Origin of the sequence: Algibacter amylolyticus (assembly GCF_014202225.1) — a bacterium.
Taxonomy (GTDB): Bacteria; Bacteroidota; Bacteroidia; order Flavobacteriales; family Flavobacteriaceae; genus Algibacter_B; species Algibacter_B amylolyticus.
The window spans coordinates 638,541-656,057 of record NZ_JACHGE010000001.1; the positions used below are offsets into that span (position 1 = coordinate 638,541).

Below are 17,517 nucleotides of genomic sequence, written 5' to 3' on the forward strand. Positions count from 1 at the left end.
ATAAGATTATTATAGATATGTATACATTTTCAAATAAATTAAAGACATTTTCTTTCGTTCTAATGCTTTTAGGAGCAATAGGAGTTGGTTATGGTTTTATGACATCTCATTTATCTTTTGAAGAAGTGGAGCACTTACTTGCAGAAGAATCACACCACGGAGGTGGACATGGTGAAGAAGCAGCTCATGCGGCGCCAACTCATGATGCACATGCAGTAGCAGATTCACATGATAATCACGGTGACACAGCACATGCTGAAGTGGATGAGCACAAAGAACATGTAGAACATGTGCAACACCAAATAGCAAATAGACCTTGGTCTGCATTATATGTAGCGGCATTTTTCTTTATGATGATTGCTTTAGGGGTATTAGCATTTTATGCTATTCAAATTGCATCTCAAGCGGGATGGTCTCCAGTTTTATTTAGAGTAATGGAAGGTATTACGGCTTATATGTTACCTGGTGCATTAATTGTATTGGCCATAGCAGTTGCTTCTGGTACAATCGGGCATTACAATATATTTATATGGATGGATCCTGAAGTTGTAGCTCATGATAAGCTTATTGCAGGTAAAACAGGTTGGTTAAACATAGGTGGTTTTGTAATTAGAGGTCTTATATTTATTGGTGGTTGGTATGCTTACCGTCACTTTTCTAGAAAATTCTCTATCGCTCAAGATATTGCTGAAGATAAAAGTAACTTTAAGAAGTCTTTCCGTATTTCTGCTGCATTTTTAGTATTCTTTATTTATACAGAATCTATGATGTCTTGGGATTGGATTATGAGTGTTGATCCACACTGGTTCTCAACTTTATTCGGTTGGTACGTATTTGCAAGTATGTTTGTAAGTGGTATTACTGTTATAGCTTTAATCACTATCTATTTGAAATCTAGAAACTATTTAGAGTTTGTAAATGAAAACCATTTACATGATGTTGCTAAATTTATGTTTGCATTTAGTATTTTCTGGACATACTTATGGTTCTCTCAATTTATGTTAATCTGGTATTCAAATATTCCAGAGGAGGTAACATACTTTGTAACACGTTTCCAAGATTACAAATTACCTTTCTTAGGTATGGTAGTTATGAATTTTGTATTCCCAATCCTAATGTTAATGAATGCGGATTATAAGCGTATGCCTTGGTTTGTAGTTATGGCAGGTTTAGTAATCTTATTTGGTCATTATATTGATATTTTCAATATGATTATGCCGGCTACAGTTGGCGACAGATGGTTTATTGGAATACCGGAAATAAGTTCAATTTTACTTTTCGCAGGGTTATTTATATTTGTTGTATTTAGCGCCTTAACAAAAGCACCATTACTTGTAAAAGGATATCCTTTTAGAAAAGAAAGTGAAGAATTTCATTATTAATTAGATATAAATAAAGACGAACGATACCAATGACTGCTTTATTAACAATTATAGTTTTAGTATTTATTTTAGTTGCCATTTGGCAAATGGTAAAGATTTTTGATTTAGCTCAGGCTAAAAACGAAAGTACAATTGCCGGAGTTGCAACCGATAAGGATAATACATTAAATGGGTATTTAATGATGGGCTTTTTAGCGTTCATTTATATTATTACCATTGTATGTTTTGTTAAATGGGGTGATTTACCTTTAATGTCTAATTCTGCTTCGGAACATGGACCAACTATCGATAATTTGATGGTTATATCTATGACACTTATTTTTGTGGTTCAGACTTTAACTCAATTCCTATTACACTATTTCGCATTTAAATATAAAGGTGAAAAGGGTAAAAAAGCTTTGTTTTTTGCGGATAATAATAAATTAGAGGCTATTTGGACTATAATTCCTGTAATTGTTTTAGCAGGTTTAATTATATATGGTTTAAGCACATGGATAAATATTATGGGTGTAGACGAAAGTGACGACCCATTAGTGGTTGAGCTTTATGCACAACAATTTAACTGGAAAGCTAGATATGCTGGTGCCGATAATACCTTAGGTAAGGCGAATGTTCGTTTAATTGATATTGATCGTGCTAATATTTTAGGTTTAGATGAATCTGATCCTAATGCTCAAGATGATATTATTACTACAGAGTTACATTTACCTGTTGGAAGACCAGTGTTATTTAAAATGCGTTCTCAGGATGTTTTACATTCAGCGTATATGCCGCACTTTAGAGCTCAAATGAACTGTGTTCCAGGTATGATTACTCAGTTTGGATTTACGCCAACAGTAACTACTGCTGATATGCGTCAAACACCGCAAATGGTTGAAAAAGTTCAAAATATTAACAGTATTAGAGTTGAAAATAGTAAAGAGCTTGTAGCTAAAGGTGAAGATGCTTTAGAGCGTTATGAGTTTGATTACTTATTACTTTGTAACAAAATTTGTGGTAAATCTCACTACAATATGCAAATGAAGATAATAGTTGAAACTCAAGAAGAATATGACGCTTGGATTGCAGAACAAAAGGAATTCAAGAACTCTCTAGTTAATTAATTAAAAAAGATAAACACGATATAAGATTATGTCAGCACACGCAGATAACCACGCTCACGACGACGATCACGGACATCATCATAAAGAAACGTTTGTAACTAAATATATATTTAGTCAGGACCATAAAATGATTGCTAAGCAGTACCTAGTTACAGGTACTATTATGGGAGTTATTGGGGTTTTAATGTCTATGATGTTTCGTATGCAAATTGCATGGCCAGAAGAGCCAAACGTATTGTTTGAAGCATTATTAGGTAAATGGGCTCCCGATGGAGTTATGGATGCCGATATTTATTTAGCATTGGTTACTATACATGGTACCATCATGGTATTTTTCGTATTAACGGCTGGTTTAAGTGGTACTTTTAGTAACCTATTAATTCCATTACAAATTGGTGCTCGAGATATGGCATCTGGTTTTTTAAACATGGTATCTTATTGGTTATTCTTTTTATCATGTATTATAATGGTATCTTCATTATTTGTTGAAGCAGGACCAGCAGCAGCAGGTTGGACTATTTATCCGCCATTAAGTGCTTTACCAATGGCCCAAGGTGGTTCTGGTATGGGTATGACTTTATGGTTAGTATCTATGGCTATATTTATTGCTTCTTCTTTATTGGGATCATTAAACTATGTAGTTACTGTAATTAACTTGCGTACAAAAGGGATGTCAATGACAAGATTACCTTTAACAATATGGGCCTTTTTTGTAACTGCTATTATTGGTATAGTTTCGTTTCCAGTTTTATTATCAGCAGCTTTATTGTTAATAATGGATAGAAGTTTTGGAACATCATTTTTCCTATCGGATATATTTATTCAAGGTGAAGTTTTACATTATCAAGGTGGATCGCCAGTTTTATTCGAACACTTATTTTGGTTCTTAGGTCACCCTGAGGTATATATTGTAATCTTACCTGCAATGGGTCTGGTTTCAGAAATTATGGCGTCTAACTCACGTAAACCTATTTTTGGTTACCGTGCTATGATTGCTTCAATATTAGCTATCGCCTTCCTTTCAACTATTGTTTGGGGTCACCATATGTTTATTTCGGGTATGAATCCTTTCTTAGGTTCTGTATTTACATTTACAACATTATTAATTGCTATTCCTTCTGCTGTAAAAGCATTTAACTGGATAACGACACTCTGGAAAGGTAATTTGCAAATGAATCCTGCCATGTTATTCTCAATTGGTTTTGTATCAACATTTATAACAGGTGGTTTAACAGGTATTATTTTAGGAGATAGTGCATTAGATATTAATGTGCATGATACATATTTTGTAGTGGCTCACTTCCACTTAGTAATGGGTATATCTGCTTTATACGGTATGTTTGCTGGTATTTATCATTGGTATCCTAAAATGTATGGTCGTATGCTAAATAAAAATTTAGGATACATTCACTTCTGGATTACTGCAGTATGTGCTTATGGCGTATTTTTCCCAATGCACTTTATAGGTATGGCAGGTTTACCACGTCGTTATTATACAAATAGTAATTTTCCTTTATTTGATGATTTAGCTAACGTAAATGTTATCATAACAATCTTTGCATTAGTTGGTGGAGTTGTTCAAATCATATACTTATATAATTTCTTTATCAGCATGTACTACGGTAAAAAAGCAGTACAGAATCCATGGAAATCTACTACTTTAGAGTGGACAACACCTGTAGAGCATATTCATGGTAACTGGCCAGGAGATATTCCTCATGTATATCGTTGGGCTTACGATTATAGTAAACCAGGACATGATGTAGACTTTGTTCCTCAAAATATTCCTTTAAAGGATGGTGAGGAAGAATTGCAGCACTAAGACAATAAAGCATAGTTTTTTATTTAAAAACCCACCTTTTTAAGGTGGGTTTTCTTTTGAATTGATTTTTTTTTACCAAAAAGTAAAATTTATTGTAAAAATTCGACGAAATACAAAAAAATCTGTTAAATTGCACGATATTGTAAATGCGGCATTAATCTGTTTCTTACAGTGATGTTAATATACTTATAACGATTGTATTGTTTATTTGATTTTAAATTTCAAACTATGAAAACCAAACCTACTCCAAAAATTACGCTTTCTTATGCGTTATTTTTCTTGTTGTTATTTGGGATGTCTTATTCAGGATTTTCTCAATGCCCGACAGTTGCTAACCCCGCACCACCTCCTATTTGTGATGCTGCTGGTTATTCTTTCGGTGACTTAAATGCTAACGCCTCCGATGGTGGTGATGGTATTGTATGGTACGATTCACCTAGTGGTGGAAATGCTTTTAATGTTAACGAATTAGTAGATGAAGGAATTTACTATGCCGATAACCATTCTGGTGATTGTGCTAGCAGATTACCAATTACTATAGATTTTGTTGTTAATGCTTCTGGGCAAAACTTAGATCGTGTTTATTGTAGTAACGAAAGCGCAACCTATCAAGTGTATGTGGACGACGTTTTAAATGCTAGTATTCCTGCTGGTGGATCTGTAGAGATTTATTCGGATTTTGCTTTAACCAATAGTGTTAATTATAGTGATGCGATACCAAGTAGTATGGTAAACCATTATATATTATTTGTGGATGGTAGCGGTTGTAAAAGTCAAATAGAAAGTGCTAGAATAGTTGTTAGTGGTTCTCCTAGTGAAGCTACTCCACCTCCTAGCCAACCTTTTTGTTCTGATGCTAATGCAACTGTTGCAGATTTAGACCCGGGAACTACTGGTAATTTTTATTGGTATAAAAATTTAGATGGTTCTGGAGATCCAATAGCGCCTTCGTTAGCCTCTACAGAGGTTTTGGAAAACGGAACTTATTACGTACAAGTTGATAATTTTATTTGTGTTAGTGATCCTGTAGCTGTTACAGTGGCTATTGATGACCCAGTTAATCCGGGTACATCGAGTAGCTTAGCATATTGTAATGACAGCTTACCAGTTGCAGATTTTAATTTATTTGATGAATTGGGTGGAACCAAGGACACTACAGGTTCATGGTCCGGACCACAAGCAACAGCTAATGGACATTTAGGAACCATTAATATTTCTAGCTTAACTACACCTGGCGATTATATATTTATTTATACAGTACCAAGCAATGGTGTTTGTCCTGATGGCGTTTCAGAAGTGACCATTTCGGTTTTCGAATCTTTAAGTTCTGGTAATGCTTCAGCAGCAAACCCAGCTTCATTTTGTATAGCAGATTTACCTTCAGAATTCGATTTGTTTTCATTAGTAGAAAATCATGATTTAGGTGGGCAATGGACAGCAGGTACTGCAAGTACAGATCCTGTTATTACTTCTCCTATTGATTTGTCAGGTTTAACCGCAGGAACATATAATTATACCTATACGCAAAACGTAACTCCAAACCCTTGTCCAGAAAATTCTACAACAGTACAAGTTGTTGTATTAGAGGATCCAAATGCAGGAGTTGCTTTAAACGCTGTGTTTTGTGAAAATGATTTAACGGCAAATTCACCATATAATTTATTTGATGCTTTAGATGGTTCGCAAGATAATAATAGTGGTACTTGGGCGGATTCTAATAGTAATACAATTTCAAACAGTTTAGATATTACTTCTTTAACTGTAGAAGGAAGTCCTTATTCTTTTAATTATACTATAGATAATGGTACATGTTCTGATACCGAAATTATTACAATTACTATCGAACCTGCTCCAGAATCTGGAACGGTAAATCCAGCAGCAATGTTTTGTGAAGGCACAGGATCTACAAATTTCGATTTATTTACCTTATTAGAAGGCGAAGATCAAACAGGAACTTGGAGTGATGATGATGCAACAGGAGTTGTAACAGGAAATATAATTGACTTATCAAGATTAACACCAGCAACTTATAGCTTTACCTTCGATGTAGATGCTATTGGAAGTTGTGATGACGAGTTGGTAACAGTTCAAATAACCATCAATCCATTACCAGAAACAGGAACTCCAATGCCAGCCACATTTTGTGAAAATGATTTAGTAGCAAATTCACCTTTAGATTTATTCGGACAATTAACCGGAGAAGATGCAGGTGGAACATGGACAGACGATAATAGTTCTGGCGCTTTAACGTCAAGCAATGTAGATTTAACAGCATTAGCTATTGGTAATTATAACTTTACTTATACTATAACAGATGCAAATAGCTGTGAAAACAGTTCAACGATAACAGTAATTGTAACCGATGCTCCAGAATCTGGAATTGTAAACCCAGCAGCAATGTTTTGCGAAGGCACAGGATCGGCAACTTTCGATTTATTTACTTTATTAGAAGGCGAAGACCAAACAGGAACATGGAGTGATGATAATGGCTCAGGTGTTTTAACTGGTAACGAGGTAGATTTATCTGGATTAACCCCAGAAACCTATAACTTTACCTTCGATGTTGATGCGATAGGAAGTTGTGATGATGAGTTGGTAACAGTTCAAATAACCATCAACCCATTACCAGAAACAGGAACTCCAATGCCAGCTACATTTTGTGAAAATGATTTAGTAGGAAACTCACCTTTAGATTTATTCGGACAATTAACCGGAGAAGATGCAGGTGGAACATGGACAGACGATAATAGTTCTGGCGCTTTAACTTCAAGCAATGTAGATTTAACAGCATTAGCTATTGGTAGTTATAACTTTACTTATACTATAACAGATGCAAATAGCTGTGAAAACAGTTCAACGGTAACAGTAATTGTAACTGATGCTCCAGAATCTGGAACGGTAAACCCAGCAGCAATGTTTTGTGAAGGCACAGGATCGACAACTTTCGATTTATTTACCTTATTAGAAGGCGAAGATCAAACAGGAACATGGATCGATGATGATGCCACAGGAGTTGTAACAGGAAATATAGTTGATTTATCAGGACTAACACCAGCAACATATAATTTCACATTCGATGTTGATGCCATAGGAAGTTGTAATGATGAGTTGGTAACAGTTCAAATAACAATCAACGCATTACCAAGTACAGGAACACCAATGGCGGCTACATTTTGTGAAAATGATTTAGTAGCTAATTCACCTTTAGATTTATTCGGACAATTAACCGGAGAAGATGCAGGCGGAACATGGTCAGACGATAATACTTCAGGCGCTTTAACTTCAAGCAATGTAGATTTAACAGTATTAGCTATTGGTAGTTATAACTTTACATATACGATAACAGATGCAAACAGCTGTGAAAACAGTTCAACGGTAACAGTAATTGTAACCGATGCTCCGGAATCTGGAACCGTAAATACACCGGTAGAATTTTGTATTTCAGAAATTACTTCAGGGCAAACCTATAATTTATTTGACTTATTAGAAGGCGAAGATCAAACAGGAACATGGGCAGATGATAGTGCTTCGGGCGCTTTAAGCGGGAACGAAGTAACAGTAGATGGACTTGCTGCAGGAACCTATAACTTTACTTTTGATGTTGATGCAATAGGAAGTTGTGATGATGAGTTAGTTACTGTAAGTATTATTATTAATACTATTGAAGCTCCTATGGCAGATGCTATTCAAGAATTTTGTGATAGCGCTACAGTAGCTAGTCTAGTGGCTACGGGTACAAACATTAAATGGTATGATGCAGCTACAGCGGGTAACCTTTTAGCTAATGATACTGCCTTAGTAGACGGCCAAATGTACTATGCGAGTCAAACCAATGCTACAATAGGATGTGAGTCTACAATTAGAACAGCGGTAACAGCAACCATCTATCAGTCACCAAACGCAGGCGCTGCAAATGCAACGGCAATTATATCTTGTAACGATAATACAAGTATCGACTTATTTACAGGATTAGATGGCACTCAAGATACTACAGGAACTTGGCAAAATGATGATAGTGCCGGTACTATAACTGGTAATACCTTAGATGTTACAGGTGTTTCTGCAGGTATATACAATTATACGTATTTAGTAAGCGCTTCTTCTCCTTGTGTAGATGATAGTGTAACAATAACAATTACTATTGAAGAGCCTTTAAATGCGGGTTCAAACACAAACATCCAGCAGGTTATGTGTAGTAATGAAGGAACAGTCGATTTATTTACGCTTTTAGGTGGTGCAGATACTGGCGGAACATGGTCTCCAGCATTAACAAGCGGAACAGGTGTTTTTGATCCTTTAGTTGATGTAGATGGTACTTTTGTGTACACCCTTACTAACAGTTGTGGTACGTTTACAAATCAAGTTGAAGTAGAAGTAACCTTAGCACCAAATGCGGGAGCAGACACTACACTAGACATTTGTACTAGTGCTGAAACTGTAGATTTATTTACTTTATTAGGAACAGGTGCACAAAGCGGTGGTGTATGGTCACCAGAACTAACAAGTACTACAGGTGTTTTTGATCCTGCTGTCGATACTTCTGGCACATATATTTATACCGTAACAGCGGTTTCGCCATGTTCTCCAGATGCTACAGCAGAAATTGTAGTAACAGTTACGGATACACCAGCAGTTAATGTTCTAAATCCAAATCCAGAATTCTGTATGGAAGACAATCCAACAGTTGCAGATTTATCTGCTAGTATAAGCGCAACAGGAACGGCTAATTGGTATGATGATATGGCACTTACAATGCCATTACAAGATACAGATAGCTTAGTAGATGGTGAAGATTATTATGTAACACAAACAAGCAATGGTTGTGAGTCTTTAGGTGTCGAGCAAATTAATGTAACTATTAACGACGCACCTACACCAACTTTAAAGGATTCAACTGTAGAATATTGTATAAATGACAATCCTACTATTAATACATTATCGGATAATATTACAGAATATGACAATACAGATGATAATCTAAGATGGTATGATGCAGCAACAGGCGGATCAGCAATTTCAAATAACTCATCCTTAACAAATACCACATATTATGTGGCGTTAGTAGATGCTGCAACCGGATGTGAAAGTAGCGTGCGTCTAGAAGTAACGCCAGATTTAACGGCTTGTGGTAAACTTCAAATTCCAGATGGATTTTCTCCTAATGGCGATGGCACTAACGATACTTTCGATATCGATAACTTAGCTATTCTATATCCTAATTTCGAAATAGAAATTTTTAACCGAAACGGAAACGTGGTTTATAAAGGAAATGCTAATTCACCAAGATTCGACGGTACGTCTAATCAAGGTAGAGTCGTATCAAAGGGTGATTTACCAGTAGGTGTTTATTTCTACATTTTCAACTATAACGATGGTGAAAACAAACCAGAACAAGGACGTTTATACTTAAGCAGATAATTTATACAAAAAGCAAAATTTAAGAACATGAAACATTTAAATATATATCATAGAATAGCTGCTTTGTTAAGTATAATGATACTGTCTTTTCAAGGTAACGCACAACAAGATCCTCAGTTTACACATTACATGTATAACATGAGTGTTATTAATCCTGCCTATGCTACAGCAGAAGAAGGGATTTTGAATTTAGGAGGATTGTACCGAACACAATGGGTAGGACTAGAAGGCGCTCCAAAAACAGGAAGCTTTTTCGCCCACACACCTATAAACGATAAAATAGAGATGGGAATCTCTTTTACCAACGATAATATTGGCGATGTCGTAAACGAAAATAACATTTATGCAGATGTAGCGTATGTGTTACCGGTGGGATTAGAAAGTAAATTATCATTTGGTCTAAAAGCCGGTGTAACGCTTTTTGATACTAATTTTAACGGCTTTCAATTACAGTCTGGAGGATCAAGTTCCGATGAGGCATTCGATGAAAACATTAGTAAAGCCTTTCCAAATCTAGGTATTGGAGCTTTCTTTTTTACCGATTCTTATTATTTAGGTTTATCGGCACCAAATATGCTTTCAACAAAACACTTAGAAAATGAAAATGGTATTGCAGCTACAGGTGTTCAAAATGTACACTACTTTTTAACCGGTGGATATGTTTTCGATCTTAATAAAGATTTAAAACTAAAACCAGCATTTATGGCTAGAGGCGTAAAGGGTGCTCCAATGGCTATTGATGTTACGGCTAATGTGTTAATTAACGAAAAATTAGAGGCTGGTTTAGGATATCGTTTAGGCGATGCTATGAGTGCTCTAGTAAATTTCAGAATTACACCAGAGCTTAAAGTAGGGTATGCTTACGATTATACTACGTCTAATCTAGGAGACTTTAATTCTGGATCTCACGAAATATTCATTTTGTTTGATGTTGATTTATTCGGATTTAAAAGCGGATACGATCGTTCACCAAGATTCTTCTAACATTTAATACTAGGAAAACATGAAAAAATATACATACATACTTGCAGGCCTTTTATTAGTTAGTGGACTGGCTCAAGCGCAAAAGAAAAATTTAAAGCGCGTTAATAAGCTTTTTGAAATGAGAGCTTACAAAGACGCTGCCGAAATTTATGAAACCAAAGAGCGTAATCAAACAGTACTTCAAAATTTAGCAGATAGTTATTATTACAATACAAGTTTGCAAAAGGCTGTTAAAACATACAGAGAATTATTTGTTGAATATGGCGACTCTATTGATATTGATTATCATTTTAGATTTGCACAAGCCTTAAAAGGTGTTAAGGAATACAAAGAAGCAGATAAGCACTTAAAAATGTATTATAATAAGCCTATTAATACCTTAGCCCTTATTGAGCAAACCGATAAAACAACACCGCATAACTTCAAATTGAAGCAAATTGAAAATAAAAATTCAAGTAGCGATTTTGGATTATCTTTTTATGGCGATAATAAAGTTGCATTTGCTTCTGGGCGTAACTCAGAAAACCCGAATTACACATGGAATAATTTACCTTATTTAGATATTTATAGTGCTACGTTAACCAATCAGAATGTTTTAGAAGATATTCAACCATTTTCTGAAGCTATTAATACAAGTTCGCACGAAAGTAGCCCTGTTTTTACTAAAGATGGTAAAACGATGTATTTTAATAGAACTAATACTACACGTAAAAAAACGGACGAAGAGCGTATTGCACACATTAAAATTTATAAAGCAGAATTAGTAAATGGAGAATGGACTAATGTTACCTCATTGCCATTTACATCAAACTCATATAGTACAGAGCATCCTGCTTTAAGTAAAGATGAAAAAACACTTTATTTTGCTAGTGATATGCCAGGAACTTATGGAAGTTTCGATATTTATAAAGTAGCAATTAATGATGACGGCACTTACGGAGAACCAGAAAATTTAGGAGATACTATAAATACGAAACACAGAGAGCAGTTTCCTTTTATTAGCGAGTTTAATGTACTGTATTTTTCGTCTAATGGTCATTTAGGATTTGGTGGTTTAGATGTGTTTAGAAGTAACTTAGTTAATGAAACATTCGATAAACCAGTAAACTTAGGAAGTTCTATAAATAGTAATTTAGACGACTTTGCTTATGTAATTAGAGAGAAAGATAACAAAGGTTATGTGTCTTCAAATAAATCAGGTTACGATAGAGTATTTGGATTCTCAAGAGTAGAAAATCCTTTAACAAAATATCAAGTAGAAGGGGTTGTACAAGATTTAAATAGCAAAGCTTTACTTAAAGGCGCATTGGTAACTTTATTTGATGAGTCCGATACTGTTATTCAAGATACCATTGTTGGAGATGATGCTTATTATATCTTTAAAATAGAACCAAATAAAAAGTATAAAGTTCGCGGGACGCAAAAAGCCTATATTCCTCAGGATGTTGAGTTTTCAACAGATAGTAAAGGTAAAGTGCAACACGATATTTACTTAACGTTAGAGTCTTTTGCTGATGCTGAAGAGCGTGTTAAGGAAAATGAAAAAGGCGATGTTCAAGTTAATTTAGATAAAATTTTCTTCGATTTTGATGCCGCTATAATTCGCGAAGATGCTGCTAAAACTTTACAAGTACTAGTAGATTTAATGAAGAAATATCCAAGTATGGAAGTAGAGGTTTCTGCGCATACTGATGCTCGCGGACCAGATGAGTACAATTTAAACTTATCTAAAAAACGTGCCGCTTCAACGCTAGAATATCTAGTAAGTCAGGGTATTGAAAGAAGCCGTTTAAAAAGTATTGGTTATGGCGAAATGCAACCACTTAACGCATGTGTTAAAGAAGGCATTTGCGACGATAGAGAATATGATATTAACAGGCGTTGTGAATTTACAATTTTGAAATAATTAAAATACTAACCTAAATCCTTAAAAGCCTTTCTTTCTAACATACTTAGAGTTGAAAGGTTTTTCTTTGTTTATAAACTAAATTATCGTTGAAATAATGTTTAATTACGATAATGTGTTGGTTTGTTATGAAATAACATATATATTTGATAATAATAAACCTACATGTTAATCAAAGACTACCCAACAATGAAAAAAATTACATTTTTATTACTACTAATAGTATTTCCTTTTTTAATAAATGGACAAAATTACACTGAACTAACAGCAGGAGGAACTTCTCCTTTAAGTTCGGTAGACACTAATTTTGAGATAGGAGATACTAGAACTAGTTTCTCTATTGATTATGATGCCGATGGAGATGACGATATTATATCCATTAATGCTTCTAATAATGCTTGGCATTTATTGCGGAATGATGGAACTGGTAGTTTTACTTCTGAAACGGGTACAACAATAGGGTTATCCATAGCGAATCCCGTGAATTTTATCATAATGGATTACGATAATGATGGCGATCAAGATATCATTGATCCAGTAAAAGGCGCAGATACACAAGCCGCAATATTTAGGAACGATGGAGGTGCATTTGTTGAACTAACAGCAGGAGGAACTTCTCCTTTAAGTTCATTAGATACTAATTTTGAAGTAGGAGGTATTAGTACAAGTTTCTCTATTGACTATGATGTTGATGGAGATGAGGACATTATATCGATTAATTCAACTATGAGTGCTTGGCATTTATTAAGAAATGATGGAACTGGTAGCTTTACTGTTGAAACAGGTACAACAATAGGGTTATCAATAGCTAATACTGCTAATTTTTTCGTGATGGATTACGATAATGATGGCGACCAAGATATCATTGATCCAGTAAAAGGCACAGATACACAAGCAGCAATATTTAGAAACGATGGTGGTACATTCGTTGAATTAACGGCAGGAGGAACTTCTCCTTTAATTTCAGTAAATTCTAATTTTGAGATAGGAGATATTAGAACGAGTTTCTCTATTGATTATGATGTTGATGGAGATGAGGATATTATATCGATTAACTCTGCAAATAATGCATGGCATATATTAAGAAATGATGGAAGTGGAAGTTTTACAGTTGAAACTGAAACAACAATAGGTTTGTCAAAAAATAACCCCGAAAACTTTTTTATAATAGATTATGATAACGATGACGATCAAGATATTGTAGATACTCCAAAAGGTATAGATACCGATGCTGCTATATTTAGTAATAATAATGCTCCTCCAACGATTATGTCTAGTATGCCTGTTGATGATTCAACAGGATTTGATTCCTCAGAAAACATTGAAATTATTTTTAATGAAAGTATTAACAAAGGAACTGGAAATATAGAAATAAGAAGAGTAAATGATAATAGTGTGGTAGAAACCATAGACGTAGTAATTGCTAATGTTTCGGGGTCTGTGCTTACCATAAACCCAACTAGTAATTTAATTACAGGTGTAAATTTATATATTCATATAGCTCCGGGCGCCATAACTGATGCGGATGGAGAAATACCTGTTTCATTAAATAATAACTCTCAAACTTTAAATTTTACAGCCGAAAACACTCTAAGAGTTGATGATTCGTTATTAAACAATTCAATAAATATATATCCAAATCCTGTTAATAATAAGTTATTTGTAAACTCAACAAACATACAAATTCAAGAAGCAGTAATCTATGACGTTTTAGGGAAAGCGATAAGAAATATAGAACTAAAAGGTATTAATATGATTGATTTTTCTAGTATTAATATTGGATTATATCTGTTGAAATTGAAAACTAACCAAGGAACATTTACAGAAAGAATTATTAAGGAATAGATTGAAGAATTTAAATAAACAAAAAAAGGCCTTTTCTGTTTTGGAAAGGCCTTTTTTTATTTTAAAAAAAACTGTATATAATTTTTTTTAAGATTATTTTGTGATGCGTAAGTTTCCGAGTAAGTCATTTGTTTTGCTTATTTTTATCATATTAAATTGATAAGGGTATGGGGTATTATATAGCGGTATTAGTTTTGTTTGTGTTAGTTGGTTACATTATCCATAAAATAGCCTTCAATCGGTTTAAAAAATTAAAAGGTAGAAAACCAAATAGAAGAGAGCTTTGGAGTATCTATCACTGGGAGGGTGTTCTAGGTATAAGTGCTGTATTTGTTCTTGTCTTTGTATATATTTTAAAAGCCTCCAATGTTTTACCCCTTTAAATGTTTTAAAAATCCGATCGATTAATCGGATTATGTCACACTAAAAAAATGAACGAAAACCTAGATCCAACAGACGAAAATTTTTCACCAGAAGAATTTGATGTAGAAAAAAAATTAAGACCCTTATCATTTGATGATTTTACAGGTCAGGATCAAGTATTGGAAAACCTTCAAATATTTGTTCAAGCTGCTAATTTAAGAACAGAAGCCTTAGATCATACCTTGTTTCACGGTCCTCCAGGATTAGGAAAAACAACATTAGCACATATTTTAGCTAACGAGCTAGAAGTGGGTATAAAAGTAACCTCTGGACCTGTATTAGATAAGCCAGGAGACTTAGCAGGATTGCTTACTAATCTTGACGACCGCGATGTTTTATTTATCGATGAAATCCATAGATTAAGCCCTATAGTTGAAGAATATTTGTATTCGGCCATGGAGGATTATAAAATTGATATCATGATTGAAACAGGACCCAACGCGAGAACGGTTCAAATAAATCTAAATCCCTTTACTTTAATAGGAGCTACAACACGATCAGGGTTATTAACTGCGCCAATGCGCGCGCGTTTTGGCATTCAAAGCAGATTGCAATATTATAAAACCGATTTATTAACCACCATTGTGCAACGAAGTGCTACTATTTTAGACGTACCCATTTCAATGGAAGCTGCTATAGAAATTGCAGGTCGTAGTCGGGGTACTCCTCGTATTGCAAATGCATTATTACGTCGTGTTCGTGATTTCGCTCAAATAAAAGGTAATGGAAGAATCGATATTAAAATAGCAAAATATGCTCTAGAGGCTTTAAATGTCGACGCGCATGGTTTAGATGAAATGGATAATAAAATATTAACCACCATTATCGAAAAGTTTAAAGGCGGTCCGGTTGGTATTTCTACTATTGCAACTGCAGTAAGCGAAAGTTCAGAAACTATAGAGGAAGTTTACGAGCCGTTTTTAATACAACAAGGTTTCATTATGCGCACACCTAGAGGCAGAGAAGTAACAGAACAAGCATATAAACACCTTGGGAAAATAAAAGGACCCACTCAGGGCGGTTTGTTTTAACTATTAGTGCTGTAAAATGCTTGAAACCTAGATGAAAAGGAGGTTTTTTATAGATGAAATTTGCACTTTAACGAAATTTTAACAATACAACTATTTTATAGGTTTTTCAACTAATTTTTGTAAGGTTTTATAGGTTAAGGGTATACATTTACCTCGTAAATTGTAACCCAACTTTTTTATTATGAAAAATTTAAAGTTCTATAGTCTTATAGCAATAGTTACGTGTTTTTTTAACTCTTGTGCAACAGACCATGATGATTATATAGAAAGGCCTTCTCAGTCTATTCTAGAAGAACGCCTAGATGAATTATTTGGATCTAAAGAATCTTTAATACTTCCAGCTTCAAACGATTATTCAGGTATTCCTAGTGATGCAAAAAACAGTATTACAGAAGCAAAAGTAGCTTTGGGGAAATTTCTTTTTCATGAAACCATGTTAGGGGAAAACCCGACTAAACCGGAAGGTAAGGATACGTATTCTTGTGCTAGTTGTCATCATGCAGCAGCCGGATTCCAAAGCGGAATATTGCAAGGTATAGGAGAAGGTGGTTTTGGTTTTGGTGCGCATGGTGAAGGACGTGTAAAAGCGTCAAACTATGTTGAATCAGAAATCGATGTTCAACCTATACGAAGCCCATCAGTAATAAACAGCGCATACCAAGATGTTATGTTATGGAACGGTCAATTTGGTGGTGTGGGAACTAATGCCGGAACCGAAGCAAATTGGACAGCAGGTACTCCAAAAGAAGTTAATAATTTAGGTTTTGAGGGCGTTGAAACTCAGGCTATAGCTGGTTTGGATGTTCACCGAATGGTAATTAAAGCAGACTTTGTAGTTAATACTAAATATAAAGAATTATTTATTGCAGCCTTTCCTGATGTCCCTCAAGAAGAATGTTTTAGTAAGCTATACGCAGGTTTAGCCATTGCTGCTTACGAAAGAACAGTATTATCTAACGAGGCACCCTTCCAAAAATGGTTAAATGGTGATGAATCGGCTATGAGTACTGATGAATTAAAAGGAGCGTTGCTGTTTTTTGACAAAGGACAATGTTATAGCTGCCATTCAGGACCTGGACTTAACGGGATGGAATTTCATGCATTAGGTATGAATGATTTAGCAGGCGAAAATGTTTTGACCGTAATTGATGAGGCTACTAAAAAAGGACGTGGTGGCTTTACGGGTAATAGTAATGATAATTATAAGTTTAAAACACCTCAATTATATAATTTGTTGGATGTTGGATTTTTTGGACATGGTGGTAGTTTAAAATCGGTACGCGATGTAATAAGCTATAAAAACAATGCCGTAGCTGAAAATAATGAGGTGCCATCAAGTAATTTATCAGAGCAGTTTGTGCCTTTAAATTTAACAGAAGATGAAATTGATTTACTTACTTTATTTGTTGAAAACTCACTTTACGATCCAAATTTAAAACGTTATCAACCAGAAAGTTTACCTAGTGGAAATTGTGTTATTAATGCAGATTCTCAATCATCTATTGATATGGGCTGTATGTAATTTATATATACCATTATACTTGTAAAAACAAAAACCGAAGCTTATATGCTTCGGTTTTTTTGTTTTTTAGTGGTACATAAA

General features: G+C 34.6%; 9 protein-coding genes. All 9 read left to right on the forward strand.

Translation table 11 applies throughout. The features are described from left to right. Positions 1–17: 17 nt before the first annotated feature. The 9 genes from HNQ90_RS02720 (at position 18) to HNQ90_RS02760 (ending at position 17,436) form a co-directional block, all read left to right on the forward strand. The gene (locus HNQ90_RS02720; RefSeq protein WP_144115105.1) at positions 18–1,382 is read left to right on the forward strand and encodes a quinol:cytochrome C oxidoreductase; all 1,365 of its coding nucleotides are present in this window, start codon (positions 18–20) and stop codon (positions 1,380–1,382) included. 29 nt (positions 1,383–1,411) lie between these two features. Then, positions 1,412–2,485: a cytochrome c oxidase subunit II gene (locus HNQ90_RS02725; RefSeq protein WP_144115106.1), complete on the forward strand. Its 1,074-nt coding sequence runs from the start codon at positions 1,412–1,414 to the stop codon at positions 2,483–2,485. A gap of 28 nt (positions 2,486–2,513) precedes the next feature. After that, positions 2,514–4,307, forward strand: a complete 1,794-nt coding sequence (locus HNQ90_RS02730; RefSeq protein ID WP_144115107.1) for a cytochrome c oxidase subunit I — start codon at positions 2,514–2,516, stop codon at positions 4,305–4,307. Positions 4,308–4,535: 228 nt separating this feature from the next. Continuing rightward, entirely contained in the window at positions 4,536–9,725 is a 5,190-nt protein-coding gene (locus HNQ90_RS02735; protein WP_144115108.1) for a T9SS type B sorting domain-containing protein, read from the forward strand. A 27-nt stretch (positions 9,726–9,752) separates the two neighbouring features. Then, positions 9,753–10,709, forward strand: coding sequence for a PorP/SprF family type IX secretion system membrane protein (locus HNQ90_RS02740; RefSeq protein WP_144115109.1), 957 nt, complete (start codon positions 9,753–9,755; stop codon positions 10,707–10,709). A gap of 19 nt (positions 10,710–10,728) precedes the next feature. Then, complete coding sequence (locus tag HNQ90_RS02745) at positions 10,729–12,615, forward strand: OmpA family protein (RefSeq protein ID WP_144115110.1); 1,887 nt, start codon at positions 10,729–10,731, stop codon at positions 12,613–12,615. A 189-nt stretch (positions 12,616–12,804) separates the two neighbouring features. Continuing rightward, on the forward strand, positions 12,805–14,460 hold the full coding sequence (locus HNQ90_RS02750) for an FG-GAP-like repeat-containing protein (protein ID WP_172625808.1): 1,656 nt from the start codon (positions 12,805–12,807) through the stop codon (positions 14,458–14,460). Between the two features lie 431 nt (positions 14,461–14,891). Then, entirely contained in the window at positions 14,892–15,914 is a 1,023-nt protein-coding gene (ruvB, locus tag HNQ90_RS02755; protein ID WP_144115112.1) for a Holliday junction branch migration DNA helicase RuvB, read from the forward strand. 181 nt (positions 15,915–16,095) lie between these two features. Next, a complete protein-coding gene (locus HNQ90_RS02760; RefSeq protein WP_144115113.1) occupies positions 16,096–17,436 on the forward strand; it encodes a cytochrome-c peroxidase in 1,341 nt (446 codons plus the stop codon). Positions 17,437–17,517: the final 81 nt, after the last annotated feature.